General features: G+C 70.3%; 10 protein-coding genes. 8 read left to right on the top strand and 2 right to left on the bottom strand.

From position 1 onward, the window contains the following. Positions 1 to 32 precede the first annotated feature (32 nt). The gene (locus tag HET64_RS00880; protein ID WP_251144589.1) at positions 33 to 2,789 is read right to left on the bottom strand and encodes a transglycosylase domain-containing protein; all 2,757 of its coding nucleotides are present in this window, start codon (positions 2,787 to 2,789) and stop codon (positions 33 to 35) included. 400 nt (positions 2,790 to 3,189) lie between these two features. Here HET64_RS00880 and HET64_RS00875 point away from each other — a divergent pair, with 400 nt between their 5' ends. The 3 genes from HET64_RS00875 (at position 3,190) to HET64_RS00865 (ending at position 6,434) form a co-directional block, all read left to right on the top strand. Next, positions 3,190 to 3,897, top strand: coding sequence for a PadR family transcriptional regulator (locus tag HET64_RS00875; protein WP_215101165.1), 708 nt, complete (start codon positions 3,190 to 3,192; stop codon positions 3,895 to 3,897). 59 nt (positions 3,898 to 3,956) lie between these two features. Then, entirely contained in the window at positions 3,957 to 5,039 is a 1,083-nt protein-coding gene (locus tag HET64_RS00870) for an inositol-3-phosphate synthase (RefSeq protein ID WP_073740991.1), read from the top strand. A gap of 126 nt (positions 5,040 to 5,165) precedes the next feature. After that, positions 5,166 to 6,434 carry an MFS transporter gene (locus HET64_RS00865; RefSeq protein WP_215101163.1) on the top strand — a complete coding sequence of 423 codons (1,269 nt, stop codon included), beginning with the start codon at positions 5,166 to 5,168 and terminating at the stop codon, positions 6,432 to 6,434. A gap of 97 nt (positions 6,435 to 6,531) precedes the next feature. On the opposite strand, the gene HET64_RS00860 is transcribed toward HET64_RS00865, so the two are convergent. Next, positions 6,532 to 7,974 (bottom strand): CCA tRNA nucleotidyltransferase, encoded by a 1,443-nt coding sequence (locus tag HET64_RS00860; RefSeq protein ID WP_215101161.1) that lies wholly within the window; start codon positions 7,972 to 7,974, stop codon positions 6,532 to 6,534. A 180-nt stretch (positions 7,975 to 8,154) separates the two neighbouring features. Here HET64_RS00860 and HET64_RS00855 point away from each other — a divergent pair, with 180 nt between their 5' ends. The 5 genes from HET64_RS00855 (at position 8,155) to HET64_RS00835 (ending at position 18,671) form a co-directional block, all read left to right on the top strand. After that, positions 8,155 to 10,449 carry a DUF6049 family protein gene (locus HET64_RS00855; protein ID WP_215101158.1) on the top strand — a complete coding sequence of 765 codons (2,295 nt, stop codon included), beginning with the start codon at positions 8,155 to 8,157 and terminating at the stop codon, positions 10,447 to 10,449. A 696-nt stretch (positions 10,450 to 11,145) separates the two neighbouring features. Then, positions 11,146 to 14,580, top strand: coding sequence for an Rne/Rng family ribonuclease (locus HET64_RS00850; protein ID WP_215101246.1), 3,435 nt, complete (start codon positions 11,146 to 11,148; stop codon positions 14,578 to 14,580). 346 nt (positions 14,581 to 14,926) lie between these two features. After that, the gene (locus tag HET64_RS00845; protein ID WP_215101156.1) at positions 14,927 to 16,045 is read left to right on the top strand and encodes a DegT/DnrJ/EryC1/StrS aminotransferase family protein; all 1,119 of its coding nucleotides are present in this window, start codon (positions 14,927 to 14,929) and stop codon (positions 16,043 to 16,045) included. Beyond that, positions 16,042 to 17,061 carry a Gfo/Idh/MocA family protein gene (locus tag HET64_RS00840; protein ID WP_215101154.1) on the top strand — a complete coding sequence of 340 codons (1,020 nt, stop codon included), beginning with the start codon at positions 16,042 to 16,044 and terminating at the stop codon, positions 17,059 to 17,061. The genes HET64_RS00845 and HET64_RS00840 overlap by 4 nt, the downstream gene beginning before the upstream one ends. Beyond that, positions 17,058 to 18,671 carry a glycosyltransferase gene (locus HET64_RS00835; RefSeq protein ID WP_215101152.1) on the top strand — a complete coding sequence of 538 codons (1,614 nt, stop codon included), beginning with the start codon at positions 17,058 to 17,060 and terminating at the stop codon, positions 18,669 to 18,671. Before HET64_RS00840 ends, HET64_RS00835 begins: the two co-directional genes overlap by 4 nt. Positions 18,672 to 18,675: the final 4 nt, after the last annotated feature.

The raw sequence follows: 18,675 nt of genomic DNA, 5'->3' as shown, positions 1-18,675 counted from the left end.
CCGGCCCGTGAGGGACCGGCCGGGGCTTCCGGCTAGCCGCTGTTGCCCCAGATGGAGCCGGTTCCGCCCGGGTTGCCGCTCGCTCCCTGGGCTCCGCCGTTGTCGGCGCCACCGTCCGCTCCGCCGTTGTCGGCGCCACCGTCCGCTCCGCCGTTGTCGCCCCCACCGTCAGCACCGGCGTTGTCGCCCCCACCGTCAGCACCGGCGTTCGCCCCGCCGTTGGCCTCCTGGCAGTTCGGGTCGAAGATGCCGCAGGTCTTGGTCGGCGTCGGCGTCGGACTCGGAGTGGTCTGGGTCGGCGTCGGCGTCGGCGTCGTCTCCTCCTCGGAGGGCGTCGGCGAAGGCGTGGGACTGGGCGTCGGGCTGGGGCTGACCGCGCCACCGCCCCACACGACATCGCCCAGGTCCTTCGGTTCCGGGAAGGAGATGGCCTTCTTGCCCTTCATCGCCCCGGTCATGTAGTCGTGCCAGATGGAGGCCGGGAACGAGTTTCCGTGGATCTTCTCCTCGCCACCGGTGCCGAACATCTTCTCGAACTCGCGCTCTTCGTTCGTTTCGTCGTCGTCGAGCCGGAACATGCTGATGGCGGTCGAGATCTGCGGCGTGTACCCGACGAACCAGGCGGACCGGTTGCCGTCCGTCGTACCGGTCTTGCCCGCGGCCTCACGGCCCTCGAGACGGGCGGGCTCACCCGTTCCGTTCTCCACGACGTTCTTCAGCACGTCCGTCACGTTGTCGGCGATAACAGGGCTGAAGGCACGCTTGGGCTTCTTCCTGTGCTGGAAGACGACCTCGCCTCCCTGCTTCACCTCGGTCACCGAGTACGTGTCGTTCTGCTGACCACTCGTGGCGAAGGTGGCGTAGGAGCCCGCCATCCGGATGGCGCTGGGCGACGAGGTGCCGATGGAGAACGAGGGAACGGTGGAGTTCGCCATGAAGGTGTCGTCCTTCAGACCGGAGGCGACGGCGACATCCTTGACCTTGTCCGTACCGACGTCCATGCCGAGCTGCACGAACGGGGAGTTGGCGGACTTCTCCATGGCCGTCCGCAGGTCGATCTCGCCGTAGTCGTAGTTGCCGTCGTTGGTCTGGCGCCACTCCTTGTCGTCCTCGTTCAGCCAGATCTTGCCGGTGTAGTCCCTGATCCGCAGGCCGTCGTCGCCGTTGTAGATGCTCTCCGGCGAGACCTGGGTGCGCTCGGAGTTGCTCTGCTCCGGCCCGCCGGACGGGTCGCGCACGCCGTACTGCATGGCCGCGGCCAGGACGAACGGCTTCCACGTCGAACCGACCTGGGCCCCGGTGGCGTCCGCGTTGTTCGTGAAGTGGGTGGTGGCGTTCTGGCCGCCGTACGTGGCGATGATGGCGCCGGTCTTCGCGTCGACGGACGCACCGCCGAACTCGACGTGCGTGTCCGTCTTGGGGCGCTCCTTGGGCCGGATCTTGGCCTTGTAGACCTTGTTCACCGCTGCTTCGAGCTCCTGCACCCTCTTCTTCTGGAAGGTGGTGTGGATCTCGTAGCCGCCCAGTTCGAGCTGCTTGGCGTCGATGCCGCGGTCGTTGTTGGCGAGGAAGTACTTCTTGGAAAGCTCCACCAGGTAGCCGGTCTGGCCGCCCAGCTTGGCGTCCTTCTTCTTCGGCAGCGGCATGGGGAACTTCGTGTACTTGGTGCGCTCCTCCGCCGTCATGCGCCCGTCCTTGACCTGCTCGTCAAGGATCCACTTCCAACGGTCCTCGGCCCGCTCGGTGTTCTTCTCCGCGGTCGCGTTGTTCTTGTCGATGTCGGGGGCGCCGGCGGGGTCGTAGTAGCTCGCGCCCTTGAGCAGAGTCGCCAGGAAGGCGCACTCGCTCGCGTTCAGTTCGTCGGCGTCCTTGTTGTAGTAGGTGCGGGCGGCCGCCTGCAGCCCCGAGGCCCCACGTCCGTAGTACGAGACGTTGAGGTACCCCGCCATCACCTTTTCCTTGCTGTCCTCACCGGCGACCTTGAGCGTGATGAAGAGTTCCTGGAACTTCCGCTTGAGCGTCTGGTCCTGGGAGAGCATGGAGTTCTTCACGTACTGCTGGGTGATGGTCGAGCCGCCCTGGGTCTCACCGCCCGTGGCCATGTTCAACAGCGCACGGCCGATGCCCACCGGGTCGATGCCCTTGTCCGTCTCGAAGCTCTTGTTCTCGGCCGAGATGACGGCGTTGCGCATCTCCTCCGGGATCTGCTCGTACTTCAGCTCCTGGCGGTTGACCGCGCCACCGGTCGCCACCATCTGCGTGCCGTCGGCCCAGTAGTAGACGTTGTTCTGCGCCGTGGCCGCTTCGTTGATGTTCGGCTTGGACACCAGGGCGTACGAGATGCCCCCGATGCCCATCAGCACCCCGAGGAAGCCCAGACAGAGCCCCGACACCAGCTTCCACGAGGGCACCCAGCGGCGGAACCCGTACCTGCCGTGGCGCGGGTAGTCGATGAGGCGCTTCTTGCCCGGGTCACCGTGGTCGCGCCCCCGTCCCCCCGGACCGTCGGAACCGCCGCCACCGCGGCGCCGGCCACCGCCGCCCGCGCCGTGGCCCCCGGCGTCGGCACCCCGGCGCCGACCACCCTTCTGGGCCGCGCGGCGGGCCTCGGCGCGGCTGCCGTACTGGCGCTCCTCGCCGTGCGACTCGGACGGCGATTCGGAAGGTGACGCCGACGTGGCTCTGCGTGACGGGACTGCTCGGCGTCCGGTCGACTGCTGGGCGGCTCGTCTGGCCGCTGCACGCCCGCCACCCTGTGGCTGAGGCGTTTTGCGACGGTGCTCGCTCATGGAACGACTACTCCTCGGGCAGGCGAGAGCGCCTGGAAGCGGCAGTTGAGATCCGGTCCCCCCGAATTACGGACAAGCCACTGCGGAAGGCTCATCCGCAGTACATCCGGCAGTCCGCGATGACTGACGCGCGAAAGCGCCTCGCGGTTCCCGGTGGTCTGCATGCCGCACAGACTACGCACGCTCAAAACCCGCCTAGGGCCGAACTTCACCCCAAACAACGCAAGTCGAACCCTGGGAATTGCCGATGTGACGCCGTTCACGAAGGTCACCCTTGTCGAACAGGTCGGAGCGATCTATCGTGCTGATGTATCGAGTCGATACATCAGCGCGGCATAAGTACACCGGTGGTTCCGGTGGACCGCGCCGTCGGAAGCAGCGGGAGAAGGAGGAGGCACCGGTGAGCAGACGCTCCGGCATCCTCGAGTTCGCTGTTCTCGGCCTGCTCCGCGAATCGCCGATGCACGGCTATGAGCTGCGCAAACGCCTCAACACCTCGCTGGGGATCTTCCGTGCGTTCAGCTACGGAACCCTCTACCCCTGCCTCAAGACGCTGGTAGCCAGCGGCTGGTTGATCGAGGAGCCCGCCGGTGATCCGGCGGACGCCGCACCGGTCGCCGGGCGCCCGACCGCCGCGTCCTCCTCACTGACGGGACGCCGGGCGAAGATCGTCTACCGGCTGACGGCAGAAGGTAAGGAGCACTTCGAGGAGCTGCTGTCGCACACCGGTCCGGACGCCTGGGAGGACGAGCACTTCGCAGCGCGCTTCGCCTTCTTCGGACAGACCGAGCGCGAGGTGCGGATGCGGGTGCTCGAAGGCCGGCGCAGCCGGCTGGAGGAGCGCCTGGAGAAGATGCGCGCCTCTCTCGCCCGCACCCGGGAACGACTCGACGACTACACGCTTGAGCTGCAGCGACACGGCATGGAGTCCGTGGAGCGCGAAGTGCGCTGGCTGAACGAGCTCATCGAGAGCGAGCGGTCGGGACGGGATCGGCGACGATCCTCGCCCGAGGGCTCTGCTCAGCAGGACACACCTGGAGAGACGGGCGGCCTGCCCCGGCACCGGGACACCACCCGGCCGGATCCGTCCGACGACACCGCCAAGTGAAGTCATCGCACTCCGCGGCGACTTCATCGGAATCACCGATTACACAGGGAGCAACCGGAATGGGTTCGGTTCGCGTAGCCATCGTAGGCGTGGGCAACTGCGCCGCCTCGCTGGTGCAGGGCGTCGAGTACTACAAGGACGCCGATCCGGCCGGCAAGGTGCCCGGTCTGATGCACGTCCAGTTCGGCGAGTACCACGTCAGTGACGTCGAGTTCGTCGCCGCCTTCGACGTCGACGCGAAGAAGGTCGGCCTCGACCTCGCGGACGCCATCGGCGCCAGCGAGAACAACACCATCAAGATCGCGGACGTGCCGAACACGGGCGTTACCGTCCAGCGCGGCCACACCCACGACGGCCTGGGCAAGTACTACCGCGAGACGATCGAGGAGTCCGCGGACGCCCCGGTCGACGTCGTCCAGATCCTCAAGGACAAGCAGGTCGACGTTCTCGTCTGCTACCTGCCCGTCGGCTCCGAGGTCGCTGCGAAGTTCTACGCGCAGTGCGCCATCGACGCCAAGGTCGCGTTCGTCAACGCTCTCCCGGTGTTCATCGCCGGCACCAAGGAGTGGGCGGACAAGTTCACCGAGGCCGGTGTCCCGATCGTCGGCGACGACATCAAGTCCCAGGTGGGCGCCACCATCACGCACCGCGTGATGGCGAAGCTCTTCGAGGACCGGGGTGTCGTCCTGGACCGCACGATGCAGCTGAACGTCGGCGGCAACATGGACTTCAAGAACATGCTCGAGCGTGAGCGCCTGGAGTCCAAGAAGATCTCCAAGACGCAGGCCGTCACCTCGCAGATCCGTGACCGTGAGCTCGGTGCGGACAACGTCCACATCGGCCCCTCGGACTACGTGGCCTGGCTGGACGACCGCAAGTGGGCGTACGTGCGCCTCGAGGGCCGCGCGTTCGGCGACGTACCGCTGAACCTGGAGTACAAGCTCGAGGTGTGGGACTCCCCGAACTCGGCCGGTGTCATCATCGACGCCGTCCGTGCGGCGAAGATCGCCAAGGACCGCGGCATCGGTGGCCCGATCCTCTCGGCTTCGAGCTACTTCATGAAGAGCCCGCCGGTGCAGTACTTCGACGACGAGGCCCGCGAGAACGTCGAGAAGTTCATCAACGGCGACACCGAGAGCTGAACCGGCCCTCTCGGCCGAGAAGTCTCACCGGAGCGCTGAGCGGAGACGCTCACCTCTTCGTGCCGCACGTCGGGGGTCCCCGGGCAATCCGCCCGCGGACCCCCGACGTGTGTGACGCTTGCTCCCATGTCTGTCGCGCGTGATCTGCGCACCCTGCTGCGCCTGCGGAACTTTCGCCGCCTGCTCACCGTGCGGCTGTTGTCCCAGTCCGCCGACGGCGTCTACCAGGTCGCCCTCGCCGCGTACGTCGTCTTCTCCCCCGAGAAGCAGACGTCGGCCGCCGCCATCGCCTCCGCGATGGCCGTGCTCCTCCTGCCCTACTCCCTGATCGGCCCCTTCGCGGGGGTTCTGCTGGACCGCTGGCCCCGACGCCAGGTCTTTCTCTACGGGAACCTCCTGCGGGCCGCCCTGGCCTGCTCCACGGCCCTGCTGATCCTCGCCTCGGTGCCCGACTGGCTCTTCTACGCCTCGGCCCTCTGCGTCACCGCCGTCAACCGTTTCGTGCTGGCCGGCCTCTCCGCCGCCCTGCCCCGGGTGGTCGACACCGATCGCCTCGTCGTCGCCAACTCCCTGTCTCCCACCGCGGGCACCCTGGCGGCCACCGCGGGAGGCGGTCTCGCTTTCGTCGTACGGCTGGTGGCCGACGAGTCCGATGCGGCGGTCGTACTGCTGGGGTCGATGCTCTACCTGCTCTCCGCACTGGCGTCCCTGAGCCTGCCCCGCGCCCTGCTGGGACCGGATACCGACGGGAGCCCCCTGCGACTGCGGGCCGCTCTGGCCGTCACCGCGCGCGGGCTCGTCGCCGGGCTGCACCATCTGGCGCAGCGGAGACACGCGGCCGGGGCCCTGGCCGCGATGACCGTGATCCGCTTCTGTTACGGCGCGCTCACCGTGACGGTGCTCATGCTGTGCCGCTACGCCTGGTCGGACAACGAGTCCGACGGGTTGGCCCTGCTCGGCCTTGCGGTAGGGGTGTCCGGTGCGGGATTCTTCGTCGCCGCCGTCCTCACCCCATGGGCGGTGGGACAGCTCGGCCGGTATGGATGGATCGTGGGCTGCGCCGGGGCGGCGGCGGTCCTGGTACCCGCCTTGGGCCTCTCCTTCGCCCCTCTCCCGATGCTGATCGCCGCGTTCGTGCTCGGGGTCGTGACCCAGGGGTCGAAGATCGCGACCGACACAGTGGTGCAGACCTCGGTCGACGACGCCTTCCGGGGCCGGGTCTTCTCGCTCTACGACGTGCTCTTCAACGTCGCGTTCGTGAGCGCCGCAGGGGTGGCGGCTCTCATGCTCCCGCCGGACGGCAGATCGGTCGCCGTCGTGGTGGTCGTGTCGGTGCTGTACGCGGTGGTCGCGGTGACTATGTTCCGCCGGCGACGGATCGACGGTTACCGGTAGCCGGTCATGGATGTGCGAGGGGCGTTGTTTCACGTGAAACAACGCCCCTCGCCACATCCGGTGGCTGATGTTTCACGTGAAACATCACTCGCCGGGGTCAGTTCTGCCGGGCCCACCACTCCTTGAGCGCGGCCACAGCGGCGTCCCGCTCCATGGGCCCGTTCTCCAGACGCAGCTCCAGCAGGAACCCGTACGCCTTGCCGATCACGGGACCGGGTCCGACCTCAAGGATCCGCATGATCTCGTTGCCGTCCAGATCGGGGCGGATCGAGTCGAGCTCCTCCTGCTCCTGCAGCTGGGCGATGCGCTCCTCCAGCCCGTCATAGGTGCGGGAGAGCGCGTTCGCCTTGCGCTTGTTCCGGGTCGTGCAGTCCGATCGGGTCAGCTTGTGGAGGCGTTCGAGCAGCGGCCCCGCGTCGCGCACATACCGGCGCACGGCGGAGTCGGTCCACTCACCGTCCCCGTACCCGTGGAAGCGCAGGTGCAGCTCCACCAGTTTCGACACGTCCTTGACCAGCTCGTTGGAGTACTTGAGCTCGGTCATGCGCTTCTTCGTCATCTTCGCGCCCACCACCTCGTGGTGGTGGAAGGAGACCCTGCCGTCCTTCTCGAAGCGGCGGGTCCTCGGCTTGCCGATGTCATGGAGCAGCGCGGCCAGACGCAGCACGAGGTCGGGTCCGTCCTCCTCCAGGTCGATGGCCTGTTCCAGGACGGTCAGCGAGTGCTCGTAGACGTCCTTGTGACGGTGATGCTCGTCACTCTCCAGGCGCAGCGCGGGAAGCTCGGGCAGCACCTGTTCGGCCAGTCCCGTATCGACCAGAAGCCCCAGACCCTTGCGCGGGTGCTGGGAGAGAAGCAACTTGTTCAGTTCGTCGCGGACCCGCTCGGCCGAGACGATGCCGATCCGCGCGGCCATCTCCGTCATGGCGGTCACGACGTCAGGGGCGACCTCGAAGTCGAGCTGCGCGGCGAAGCGGGCGGCGCGGAGCATGCGCAGCGGGTCGTCGGAGAAGGACGCCTCGGGCGTTCCCGGAGTGCGCAGCACCCGCTCGGCAAGGTCCTTCAGACCTCCGTACGGATCGACGAACTCCTTCTGCGGCAGAGCCACGGCCATCGCGTTGACCGTGAAGTCACGGCGCACGAGGTCGTCCTCGATGGAGTCACCGTAGGAGACCTCCGGCTTGCGCGAGGTCCGGTCGTAGGCCTCGGACCGGTAGGTCGTGACCTCGATCTGATAGCCGTCCTTCTGGGAACCGACGGTGCCGAAGGCGATCCCGACCTCCCACACCGAGTCGGCCCAGGGGCGGACGATCTTGAGCACGTCCTCGGGGCGGGCATCGGTGGTGAAGTCCAAGTCGTTCCCGAGCCTGCCCAGCAGTGCGTCGCGGACCGAGCCGCCGACCAGCGCGAGGCCGAATCCGGCCTCCTGGAATCGACGGGCGAGGTCGTCGGCGACCGGGGACACCCGCAGCAGCTCACTCACCGCGCGGTGCTGCACCTGGCTCAGTGCACTGGCGTTCTCTTCGTTGGCGTTCGGCACAACAGAAAAGGGTACGTGCACGGACCGGCCGCGGCGTCATCGTTTACGGGGACCCTGCGGGATACCCGCGATCATGTGCGATGGACCCCAGCACTTCGGCCCGCCGCACCTCGTTACCATGCGGGGACGCAGGACCGAACGATCGACAGCATCTGATGACGACGAGGGACGGGTAGGCGCGTGGCCGAGGCGGCAGACTTCCAGGGGACTCGTCCCTCTCCTGCCCGCCGGTGGCTCCGGCGCACGGCCTCGGCGGTGCTCGGAGCACCGCTGCTGGCCGGTCTCCTGGCCGTTCCGGCGGCCGGTGCCGCCCCGGCCGCCGAGCCCGCCAAGGCCCCCACCGGCTCCCGTACGGTCGATGTGTCCCTGAACACGCTCTCCCCGAGCGTTCCGACGGAGGACGACACCCTGACCGTCTCCGGAACGCTCACCAACAAGGGCAAGGAGACGATCAGCAGCGCCGAGGTCGATCTCCGGGTCGGGCCCCGGCTCTCCGGCCGCGGAGAGGTCGACGACGCCGCGAAGCGCTCCGCTTACGTTCCCGGCGTCGACCCGGTCACCGTCGGGGACAAGTACACGGTGAAGTTCCCCAAGCTCGCCAAGGGGATCAGCCAGGACTTCACGCTCACCGTGCCCGTCGACAAGCTCGGCATGGACGACCCGGGCGTCTACCAGCTCGGCGTCTCGGTCTCCGGCCGTACCACCACCACCCCCTACGAGCAGGTGCTGGGCATCGAGCGCTCGTTCCTGCCCTGGCAGCCCGAGGCGAGCGACAGCAGGACGAAGCTCACCTTCCTCTGGCCGCTGATCGCGTCCCCCCACGTCACGGCGGAGACCCGCTCGGACGAACAGCAGACCCCCGTGTTCACCAACGACGACCTGGCCAAGGAGCTGGCGCCCGGTGGCCGGCTGGAGCAGCTGGTGTCCCTGGGCAGCCGGCTCCCCGTGACCTGGGTCGTCGACCCGGACCTCCTGGCGAGCGTCGCGGCGATGGCCGGGAAGTACGAGGTCGAGTCGGGTGACACGACCGTCCCGGGCAAGAACCAGGCCGTCGCCAAGCAGTGGCTCAGCGCGCTGGAGAAGGTGGTCGAGGACGGCAAGGTGATCGCGCTGCCCTTCGCCGACCCCGATCTGGCCTCCATCGCGCACCGCGGCAAGAACGTCTCCGGAACGCTCAGCCATCTGCAGAACGCCTCCGCCGTGGCCGCGACCACCGTGGAGACCATCCTCCATGTGAAGCCGTCCACCGACTTCGCCTGGCCCGTGAACGGCGCCGTGGACTCGTCCATCGTCGATGTGGCGACCTCGGCGGGGGCCCACAACGTGATCGCCCGCAGCGACAGCTTCCGGGAGACCAGGGAACTTCCCTACACGCCGACCGCGGCGCGGCCGATCGGCGGGGGCACCACCGCGCTCGTCGCGGACGCCCGGCTGTCGACCTTGTTCGACGGCGACATGTCGAAGGCGGGCTCCTCCACCCGCGCGGTCCAGAAGTTCCTCGCCCAGACCCTCGCACTGACCGAGCAGGCGCCGGACAACGAGCGCAGCATCGTGGTCGCCCCCCCGCGGATGCCCACCGCCGCACAGGCCCAGACGATGGCCCGCGCGCTGGAGGGCCTGGCGGGCAACCGCTGGACACAGCCCCTGGACCTGGTCGCCGCCGCCGAGGTGAAGCCCGACCCGAGGGCCACCACCAAGGTCCCCCGGGCCTCCGCGTACCCCAAGAAGCTCCGGGCCCAGGAACTGCCCACGCAGGCGTTCCAGGACATCCGCACCACCCAGGGCTCGCTCGACAGCTTCGAGACGATCCTGACGCAGCCCGAGCGGGTGGTGACGCCCTTCGGCAACGCCGTGAACCGCTCGATGTCGACGTCCTGGCGCGGCCGGTCCCTGGAGGCGCAGCAGTACCGGGACGCGGTCCGCGACTACCTGCGGAGCCTCACCTCCGAGGTGCAGCTCATCGAGAAGTCCGACGTCACCCTCTCCGGGCGCAGCGCGACCATCCCGGTCACCGTGCAGAACAAGCTGGTGCAGGGCGTGGACCGGCTGGTTCTCCAGCTGACCTCGGACAACATCCGGCTCAAGTTCAACGACGACGGGAGCATGGCCGAACTGCCGGTCAGCATCGCGGGCGGCCACAGCCAGTCGGTGAAGTTCGACACGGCGACCAGCGCCAACGGCCGCGCCCAGGTGACCGCCCGGCTGTACACGGAGGACGGCACCCAGTACGGCGAGGAGATGACCTTCACCGTGAAGGTCTCCGAGGTGACGCCCACCGTGCTGCTCGTCATCGCCGGCGGTCTGCTGCTCCTGGTGCTCGCGGGTATCAGGATGTACAGCCACCGCAAGCGCGCCGTGGCAAGCGACACGGTGGACGGCAACGGCGACGGACCCGAGCAGCCGAGTGACCCGACTCCGGACACCGGTCCGGAAAGCGGGGCCCCGTCGGGAACGGGTGAGAAAGTGGACCGTTGAGCGATGTCTGTCGTGGCCGGTCGGCCGGGGACGATGAGGTAGGGGTTTCGATGAACGCGCCGTACGACGGTGACCGCGGGCAGGGCGCGGGCGGAGCAGCGTCTCCGGGCGGGCCTCCTGTTCCTCCGGACGCGGGCCAGGACGGCTCCGTGCCGCCGGATCCGTACCTCCAGCACGCCTACGAGGACGACCCCTACCGGGCACAGGACCTGGCCGCACAGGACCCGGTGGGCGAGGCGCTCTACGACCGCGCCGCGCACCCGCCGCCGCGCGGTCCGCAAGGCGACCGCCCCGGCCGGTGCTCCGGAGGCCGCCGAGACCGTGGCCCCGGTCGTCGAGACCCCGGCCGAGGAGGCCGAGCCCGAGGAAGAGGCCGAGGCCGTCGTCGAGGTCGTCGAGGAGCCCCCGGCGCCCCGCCGCCGTCGCGCCTCCCGCAAGGCCACCGCCCCCGCGGGCGCCCCGGCAGCGGCCGAGGCCGCCGTCGTGGTCGAGCCGGCCGTCGCCGCCGAGCCCACCGCCGTGGTCGAGGCCACCGCTGCCGTCGTCGAGCCGGAGCCCGCCGAGGCCCCTCGCGGCCGTACCCGCCGCCGTGCTTCGGCCCCGGCCGGTACGCCGGGAGCCGCCGCGCCCGTCGCCGCGACGGTGACCGAGCCGACGCCCGTCGCCGCCGAGGCCCCCGCGGCCGAGGCGGAGGCCGTGGAGGAGACCCCGGCCCCGCGCGCCCGCCGCCGCGCGTCCCGCAAGGCGTCCGCGCCCGCCGGTACGCCGCAGTCGGCCGCCGAGCCCGTCGAGACGCCCGCGGAGGCCGTCGAGTCCGGCGAGAGCCTGCCCGCCGCCGTCGCCGAGGAGCTCGCCGCCGAGGTGGAGGAGGTCGAGGAGGCCGCCCCGCGCGGACGCCAGCGCCGCCGGGCCACCGCCGCCGCCGGTCGCCCCGAATTCACCGCCAAGACGGACGAGCCGACCCGCAAGGGCCGTCGCGCGACGCGCCCCGCCGTCGCCGTCTTCCAGGCCCCGGTCTTCGCCGAGCCGATGTTCCAGACCCCCGAGACCGCGGCCGCCGCCGCTGCCGCGGCCGGTTCCCCCTCGGCGCCCGACGAGGCCGACGAGGTCGAGGAGCAGCAGACCGCCGAGGCCGAGCAGAGCGCTCCGCCCGCCGAGGCCGCGCCGCAGGGCGGCTCGCGCCGCCGTCGCCGCCGCCGTGGCGAGGCCGACGCGACCGAGCAGGCCGCCGAGCCCGCCGCTCCCGTGGAAGCGCCCGCCGACGAGGCCCCCGAGGCCGAGACCGAGACGGACGAGCACGAGGGCGAGGACACCGACGAGTACGGCGACCGCCCCTCGCGCCGTCGCCGTCGCGGCGGCCGTCGCCGCCGTCGTGGCGAGGCCAACGACACGGACGACGAGCAGCAGCCCGCCGATGAGGCCGCGCCCGCGCCGTCCCGCGCCGAGGAGCCCCGCTCCGAGGACGAGCACGACCGCGGCCGGGGCCAGGCCTCGGACGCCGCCGACGAGCACGACGAGGACGACGACTCCTCGGCCTCCGGGTCGAGCAGCAGCCGCCGTCGCCGTCGCCGCCGTCGCCGCAGCGGTGATGCCGCCGGCGAGGCCGAGCACGGCACCACCGACGACCCGGAGCGTACGGTCGTCAAGGTCCGCGAGCCCCGCAAGAAGGAGGAGCGCGAGCCGGGCACCGGTTTCGACGAGGTTCAGTCCATCAAGGGCTCGACCCGTATGGAGGCCAAGAAGCAGCGCCGTCGCGAGGGCCGCGAGCAGGGCCGCCGCCGGGTCCCGATCATCACCGAGGCGGAGTTCCTCGCCCGCCGCGAGGCCGTCGAGCGCGTGATGGTCGTCCGCCAGAGCGGCGAGCGCACCCAGATCGGCGTTCTCGAGGACGACGTGCTCGTCGAGCACTACGTCAACAAGGAGCAGGCCACCAGCTACGTCGGCAACGTCTACCTGGGCAAGGTCCAGAACGTGCTGCCGTCCATGGAGGCCGCCTTCGTCGACATCGGCAAGGGCCGCAACGCCGTCCTGTACGCCGGTGAGGTCAACTTCGAGGCGCTCGGCATGGCCCACGGGCCGCGCCGCATCGAGACCGCGCTCAAGTCCGGCCAGTCGGTCCTGGTCCAGGTGACCAAGGACCCGATCGGCCACAAGGGCGCGCGTCTGACCAGCCAGGTCTCGCTGCCCGGCCGCTACCTCGTCTACGTGCCCGAGGGCTCGATGACCGGGATCAGCCGCAAGCTGCCCGACACCGAGCGCTCCCGCCTCAAGACCATCCTCAAGAAGATCGTCCCCGAGGACGCGGGCGTCATCGTGCGCACCGCCGCCGAGGGCGCGAGCGAGGACGAACTGCGCCGTGACGTCGAGCGGCTCCAGGGGCAGTGGGAGGACATCCAGAAGAAGGCGAAGGGCACCAGCGGCTCCAACGCGCCGACGCTGCTCTACGGCGAGCCGGACATGACCGTCCGGGTCGTCCGCGACATCTTCAACGAGGACTTCTCCAAGGTCATCGTCAGCGGCGACGAGGCGTGGGAGACCATCCACGGTTACGTCTCGCACGTCGCGCCCGACCTCACCGAGCGGCTCTCCCGCTGGACGTCCGAGGTCGACGTCTTCGCGACGTACCGCATCGACGAGCAGCTGATGAAGGCGCTGGACCGCAAGGTCTACCTGCCCAGTGGCGGTTCGCTGGTGATCGACAAGACCGAGGCGATGATCGTCGTCGACGTCAACACCGGCAAGTTCACCGGCCAGGGCGGCAACCTGGAGGAGACCGTCACCAGGAACAACCTGGAGGCGGCCGAGGAGATCGTGCGCCAGCTGCGGCTGCGCGACCTCGGCGGCATCGTCGTCGTCGACTTCATCGACATGGTGCTGGAGTCCAACCGGGACCTGGTGCTGCGGCGGCTCCTGGAGTGCCTGGGCCGTGACCGCACCAAGCACCAGGTCGCCGAGGTCACCTCGCTGGGCCTGGTCCAGATGACCCGCAAGCGGGTGGGCCAGGGTCTGCTGGAGTCCTTCTCCGAGACCTGCGTCCACTGCAACGGGCGTGGCGTCATCGTCCACATGGAGCAGCCGACGTCCGTCGGCGGCGGTGGTGGCGGCAAGAAGTCCAAGAAGCGCGGCCGCGGCGGCGCGGGCCAGGACCACGAGCACGGTCACGACCACGACCACGGTCACGACGAGCACGCGGCCGAGCCCGCCGAGACCGAGGCCGAGCTGGCCGCGGAGGTCGCCGCCCCGGTGGCCGTCGAGCCCGAGGCCACCGCCGACGAGGAGTTCTACAGCAGCCCCGCCGAGGCCGAGGCCGCCGCCACGCGCGGCCGTGGCCGCCGTCGGGCCTCCCGCAAGGCGTCGGCCCCGGCCGGCGCCCCGAGGGCCGAGGCGCCCGCCCCGGCGGTCGAGGCACCCGTCGCCGAGGCCCGGCCCGAGCCGGTTCGCGACACGCCCGCCGAGGCTGCTGCTGTGGAGGCCCCGGAGACCGCCGAGGTCCCCGAGGCTCCGGTCGAGGCCGCGCCACAGGGGCGCCCGCGCCGTCGGGCCACCCGTAAGGCGACCGCCCCGGCGGGTTCGCCGAAGCAGGCCGAGGCCGCGGAGCCGGTCCGGCAGGCCGAGCCCGCCGCGGACCCGGTCGCGGTCGAGGACCCGGTCGTCGAGGCGCCCGCCGTCGAGACGCCGGCCCCCGAGGCTCCGGAGGAGAAGGCCCCCGAGGCCGAGACCTCCGTGGCCGCCCCGCCGCGCGCCCGGCGCCGGGCGACCCGCAAGGTCACCGCACCGGCGGGCTCGCCCACCGGCTCGGACGACACGGAGATCGTCGTGGTCGCTCCGGCGCCCGAGGCGAAGGCACCGGAATCCGACGGCCGGGCCCCCGAGGGGGCGGCGGAATCCGGAACGGCGGAATCCGAATCCGAATCCGCTGAACCGGCCCCGGCGAAGAAGACGGCCCGCAAGGCCGCGGCCAAGAAGGCGCCCGCGAAGAAGGCGGCCGCCAAGAAGACCGTCGCGAAGAAGACGGCGGCCAAGAAGACAACGGCCAAGACGGCAGCCAAGAAGACGACGAAGAAGACCGTCGCGGCTGAGCAGTCGTCGCCGTCCGTAACGGCTTCCGCGCCTTCTGTGGAGGGCGAGTAGCCGGCCGGATGGTGAATCCGTAACCGGTTGTTCATCTAAAGGTGTCCCGCTCCGAGTACATCGGGGCGGGACACCTGCTTTGTTTCAGAACTGATGCAGGGGCCGGTTAACGAGCCCGAAATGGGCCGAGAAATCCCTGATAATGTGACGGCGGTTGCCACGCGTGTGAGCGTTCTTCACGGAAACTACGGATGGTGACAAGGCCCGGCGAAGATACCGACCGGGCCGGATTCCTCGGCAGGGCGTCGGCATCGCGCCGGTGGGGTTACGCGCGACCTCGGTAAGACGTCCCGCACCCGGAGCTCTGCCTGGTAACGAGCTCTTGCGGTGTTCAAGGAGGACGTTCATGACGAGCATCAACGAGCAGCCGATTCCTGCTGCCCGCCCGGTCATCGGGGAAGACGAGATCGAGGCCGCCGTACGCGTGCTGCGCAGCGGTCGCGTCGTGCAGGGCCCGGAGGTCGCGGCCTTCGAGGAGGGCTTCTCCCGCCTGGTCGACGACCGGCACTGCGTCGCCGTCAACTCGGGGACCTCGGCCCTTCACCTGCTGCTGCTGGCCCTGGGCATCGGCCCCGGCGACGAGGTGATCGTCCCCTCCTTCTCCTTCGCCGCCTCCGCGAACGCGGTCCGCCTCGTCGGCGCCGACGTGGTGTTCGCCGACATCGAGCCGGGCAGCTTCGGCCTCGACCCGGCGGCGGTCGAAGCCGCGATCACCCCCCGCACCGCCGCGATCATGCCGGTGCACCTCTACGGCCACCCCGCCGCGATGGACAAGCTCATGCCCATCGCCGACAAGCACCAGCTCGCCGTCGTCGAGGACGCCTGCCAGGCCCACGCCGCGGCCCTGAACGGCACCCCCGTCGGAGCGTTCGGCGCGGGCGGCACCTTCAGCTTCTACCCGACCAAGAACATGCACTCCCTCGAGGGCGGCATGGTCACCACGGCCGACGCCGAACTGGCCCGCACCCTGCGCCTGCTGCGCAACCAGGGCATGGAGCAGCGGTACGCCAACGAGATCGTCGGCGCCAACATGCGGATGACCGACGTGTCCGCCGCCGTCGGCCGCGTACAGCTCGGCAAGGTGGAGGGATGGACCGACCAGCGCCGCGCCAACGCCGCGTACCTCGACGCCCACATCACCGCCCCGGCCGTCACCACGCCGCCGGTGGCCGAGGGTGCCCGGCACGTCTACCACCAGTACACCGTGCGGATCAGCGGTGACCGGGACGCCGCGATGGCGAAGCTCACCGAGGCTGGCGTCGGCAACGCGGTCTACTACCCGACGCCGATCCACCGGCTCAAGCCCTACTGGGAGCCGGACCAGAAGGCCGGCCGCACCTGGGACCTGCCCGAGACCGAGCGGGCCGCCGCCGAGGTCGTCTCGCTGCCCGTCCACCCCTCGCTCACCGCGGGCGACCTGGAGCGGATCGTCGCCGCGGTGAACTCCCTGGGGGAGAACCTGTGAGCACCGTACTGAAGGCCGGACTCATCGGCCTCGGCTCCATGGGCCGCCACCACGCCCGCGTCCTCGCGAGCCTGGAGGGCGTCGAGCTGGTCGGCGTCGTCGACCCGATGGGCGACAAGAACGGCTGGGCCCAGGGCGCCCGCGTCCTCGCCACCGTCGAGGAGCTCATCGCCCTCGGCATCGACTACGCGGTCGTCGCCTGCCCGACCGCGCTGCACGAGGAGGTCGGCCTCCAGCTCGCCGACGCCGGTGTCAGCGCCCTGATCGAGAAGCCGCTCGCCGACACCGTCGAGGGCGCCCGCCGCCTCGTCGACGCGTTCGAGTCGCGCGGCCTGGTGGCCGGCGTCGGCCACATCGAGCGCTGCAACCCCGCACTCCTCTCGCTCCGCGCCCGCCTGGAGGCCGGCGAGCTGGGCGACGTCTACCAGGTGGTCACGCGCCGCCAGGGCCCGTTCCCGCACCGGATCGCCGACGTCGGCGTGGTCAAGGACCTGGCCACCCACGACATCGACCTCACGGGCTGGGTCACCGGCCGGACGTACACCTCGATCGCCGCCCACACCGTCTCCAAGTCCGGGCGCCCGCACGAGGACATGGTCTCCGCCGTGGGCCAGCTGTCCGACGGCACGATGGTCAACCACCTGGTCAACTGGCTGAGCCCGCTCAAGGAACGCTTCACCTCGGTCACCGGCGAGCGCGGCTGCTTCATCGCCGACACCCTCACCGCCGACCTCACCTTCCACTCCAACGCCGCCGTCACCACCGAGTGGGAGGCGCTGCGCGCCTTCCGCGGGGTCTCCGAGGGCGACATGATCCGTTACGCCATCCCCAAGCGCGAGCCGCTGCTCGTCGAGCACGAGCTCTTCCGCGACGCCGTCCAGGGCAAGCCGGCCGACATCTGCACCCTGCGCCAGGGGCTCCGTACGGTCGAGGTGGCCGCCTCCGTGCTGGAATCCGCCACCAGCGGTACCACGGTGCTGATCCCGGCGGACCAGGAGCAGGAGCCCAGCAGGTGACCACACCCGATGTCACCGTGGTCGTGGCCGTCTACAACACGATGCCCTACCTCACCGAGTGCCTCGACTCGCTGGTGGGCCAGAGCATCGGTCACGAGCGGCTCCAGGTCGTGGCGGTCGACGACGGTTCGACCGACGACAGCGGCAAGGAACTCGACCGCTACGCACAGCGGTACCCGGACGTCTTCACCGTCGTCCACCAGCCCAACTCGGGCGGCCCGGCCGCTCCGAGCAACCGCGCCCTCGACCTGGCGACCGGTCGCTTCGTGTACTTCATCGGATCGGACGACCACCTCGGCGAAGAGGCGCTGGAGCGGATGGTCGCCTGCGCCGACGCCAACGAGTCCGACGTGGTCGTCGGCAAGATGGTCGGCACGAACGGGCGGTACGTCCACCAGAAGCTGTACACGGGCAACCGCGACGTCACCCTCGACGACTCCGAGCTGCCCTACACCCTGGCCAACACCAAGCTCTTCCGCCGGGAACTGGTCGAGAAGCACGGGCTCCGCTTCCCCGAGGACATGCCGGTCGGCAGCGACCAGCCGTTCACCATCGAGGCGTGTGTCCGGGCCCGGAAGATCTCCGTGATCTCCGACTACACCTGCTACTACGCGGTCAAGCGCGGCGACGCGAGCAACATCACCTACCGGGCGAACCACCTGGCCCGGCTGCGCTGCGTCCAGCGGATCATGGAGCACACGGCCGCCCTGATCCCCGCCGGCCCCCGGCGTGACGCCGTGTTCAAGCGGCATTTCGACTGGGAGCTGACCAAGCTCCTGCAGAAGGACTTCCCCACGCTCGACGCCGGCACCCGCCGCCAGGTGTGCGAAGGCGTCGGCGCCCTGGTGGACGCCTACTTCACCGACGGCCTGCGCGACGGCACCGGGGTCAAGCGCCGGGTGCGCTTCGGCCTCGCCCGGAGCGGCGCCGTCGACGAGCTCACCCGCGCCATCGCGCAGGAGACCGAGCACGGAGCACCGCCCTTCCTGCTGGAGGGCGACCGGGCCTTCGCCTCCTACCCCGGATTCCGCGACGCGGCCGTCGGCCTCGACGAGCGGTACTACGAGGTGCTCGGCGAGTCGGTGGCCGGCCGCCTCTCCGCCGGCACACGACTGGAGTCGGCCGACTGGGAGCAGGAGGGCACGGACTTCGCCTGCGTCGTACGGCTGCGCGCCGGCATCACCGGCGACACCTCATCGGCCGTCGTCGCCCTCGCCCAGGGCGCCATGCCGCAGAGCGCGGACAAGCCCGGCGCGCGCAAGCTGCCCGCGGACGCCCAGCGCCCGGAGCGCGGCGGCACGCTCACCGCCGAAGCGGCGAAGGACGGCGGCACCCTGCTGACCGCCCGTATCCCGCTGGCGCTCACACCCACCAAGAGGGGCGCCCGCCTCTACGTGGACGTGGCGGGCTCGACGTACGAGATTCCCATCCGCACCGAGGGGCAGCCGATGCCGCTGGCGCGCCGGTGGGGGAGCACCGACCCCCACCGGGTGGCGGCGAACACCAACACGAAGGGGCGGCTCGTGATCACGACGGCCCCCCTGCGGGAACCGAAGTCCGGCGTGGGCGCACGGCTGCGCCGCACGCTGTCCAGGTCGAAGAGGAAGTAACCCG

The organism is Streptomyces sp. McG3 (assembly GCF_018619185.1).
Taxonomy (GTDB): Bacteria; Actinomycetota; Actinomycetes; order Streptomycetales; family Streptomycetaceae; genus Streptomyces.
Note: the sequence above shows the minus strand (reverse complement) of the source record. Positions and strands in the feature narration are given on the sequence as shown.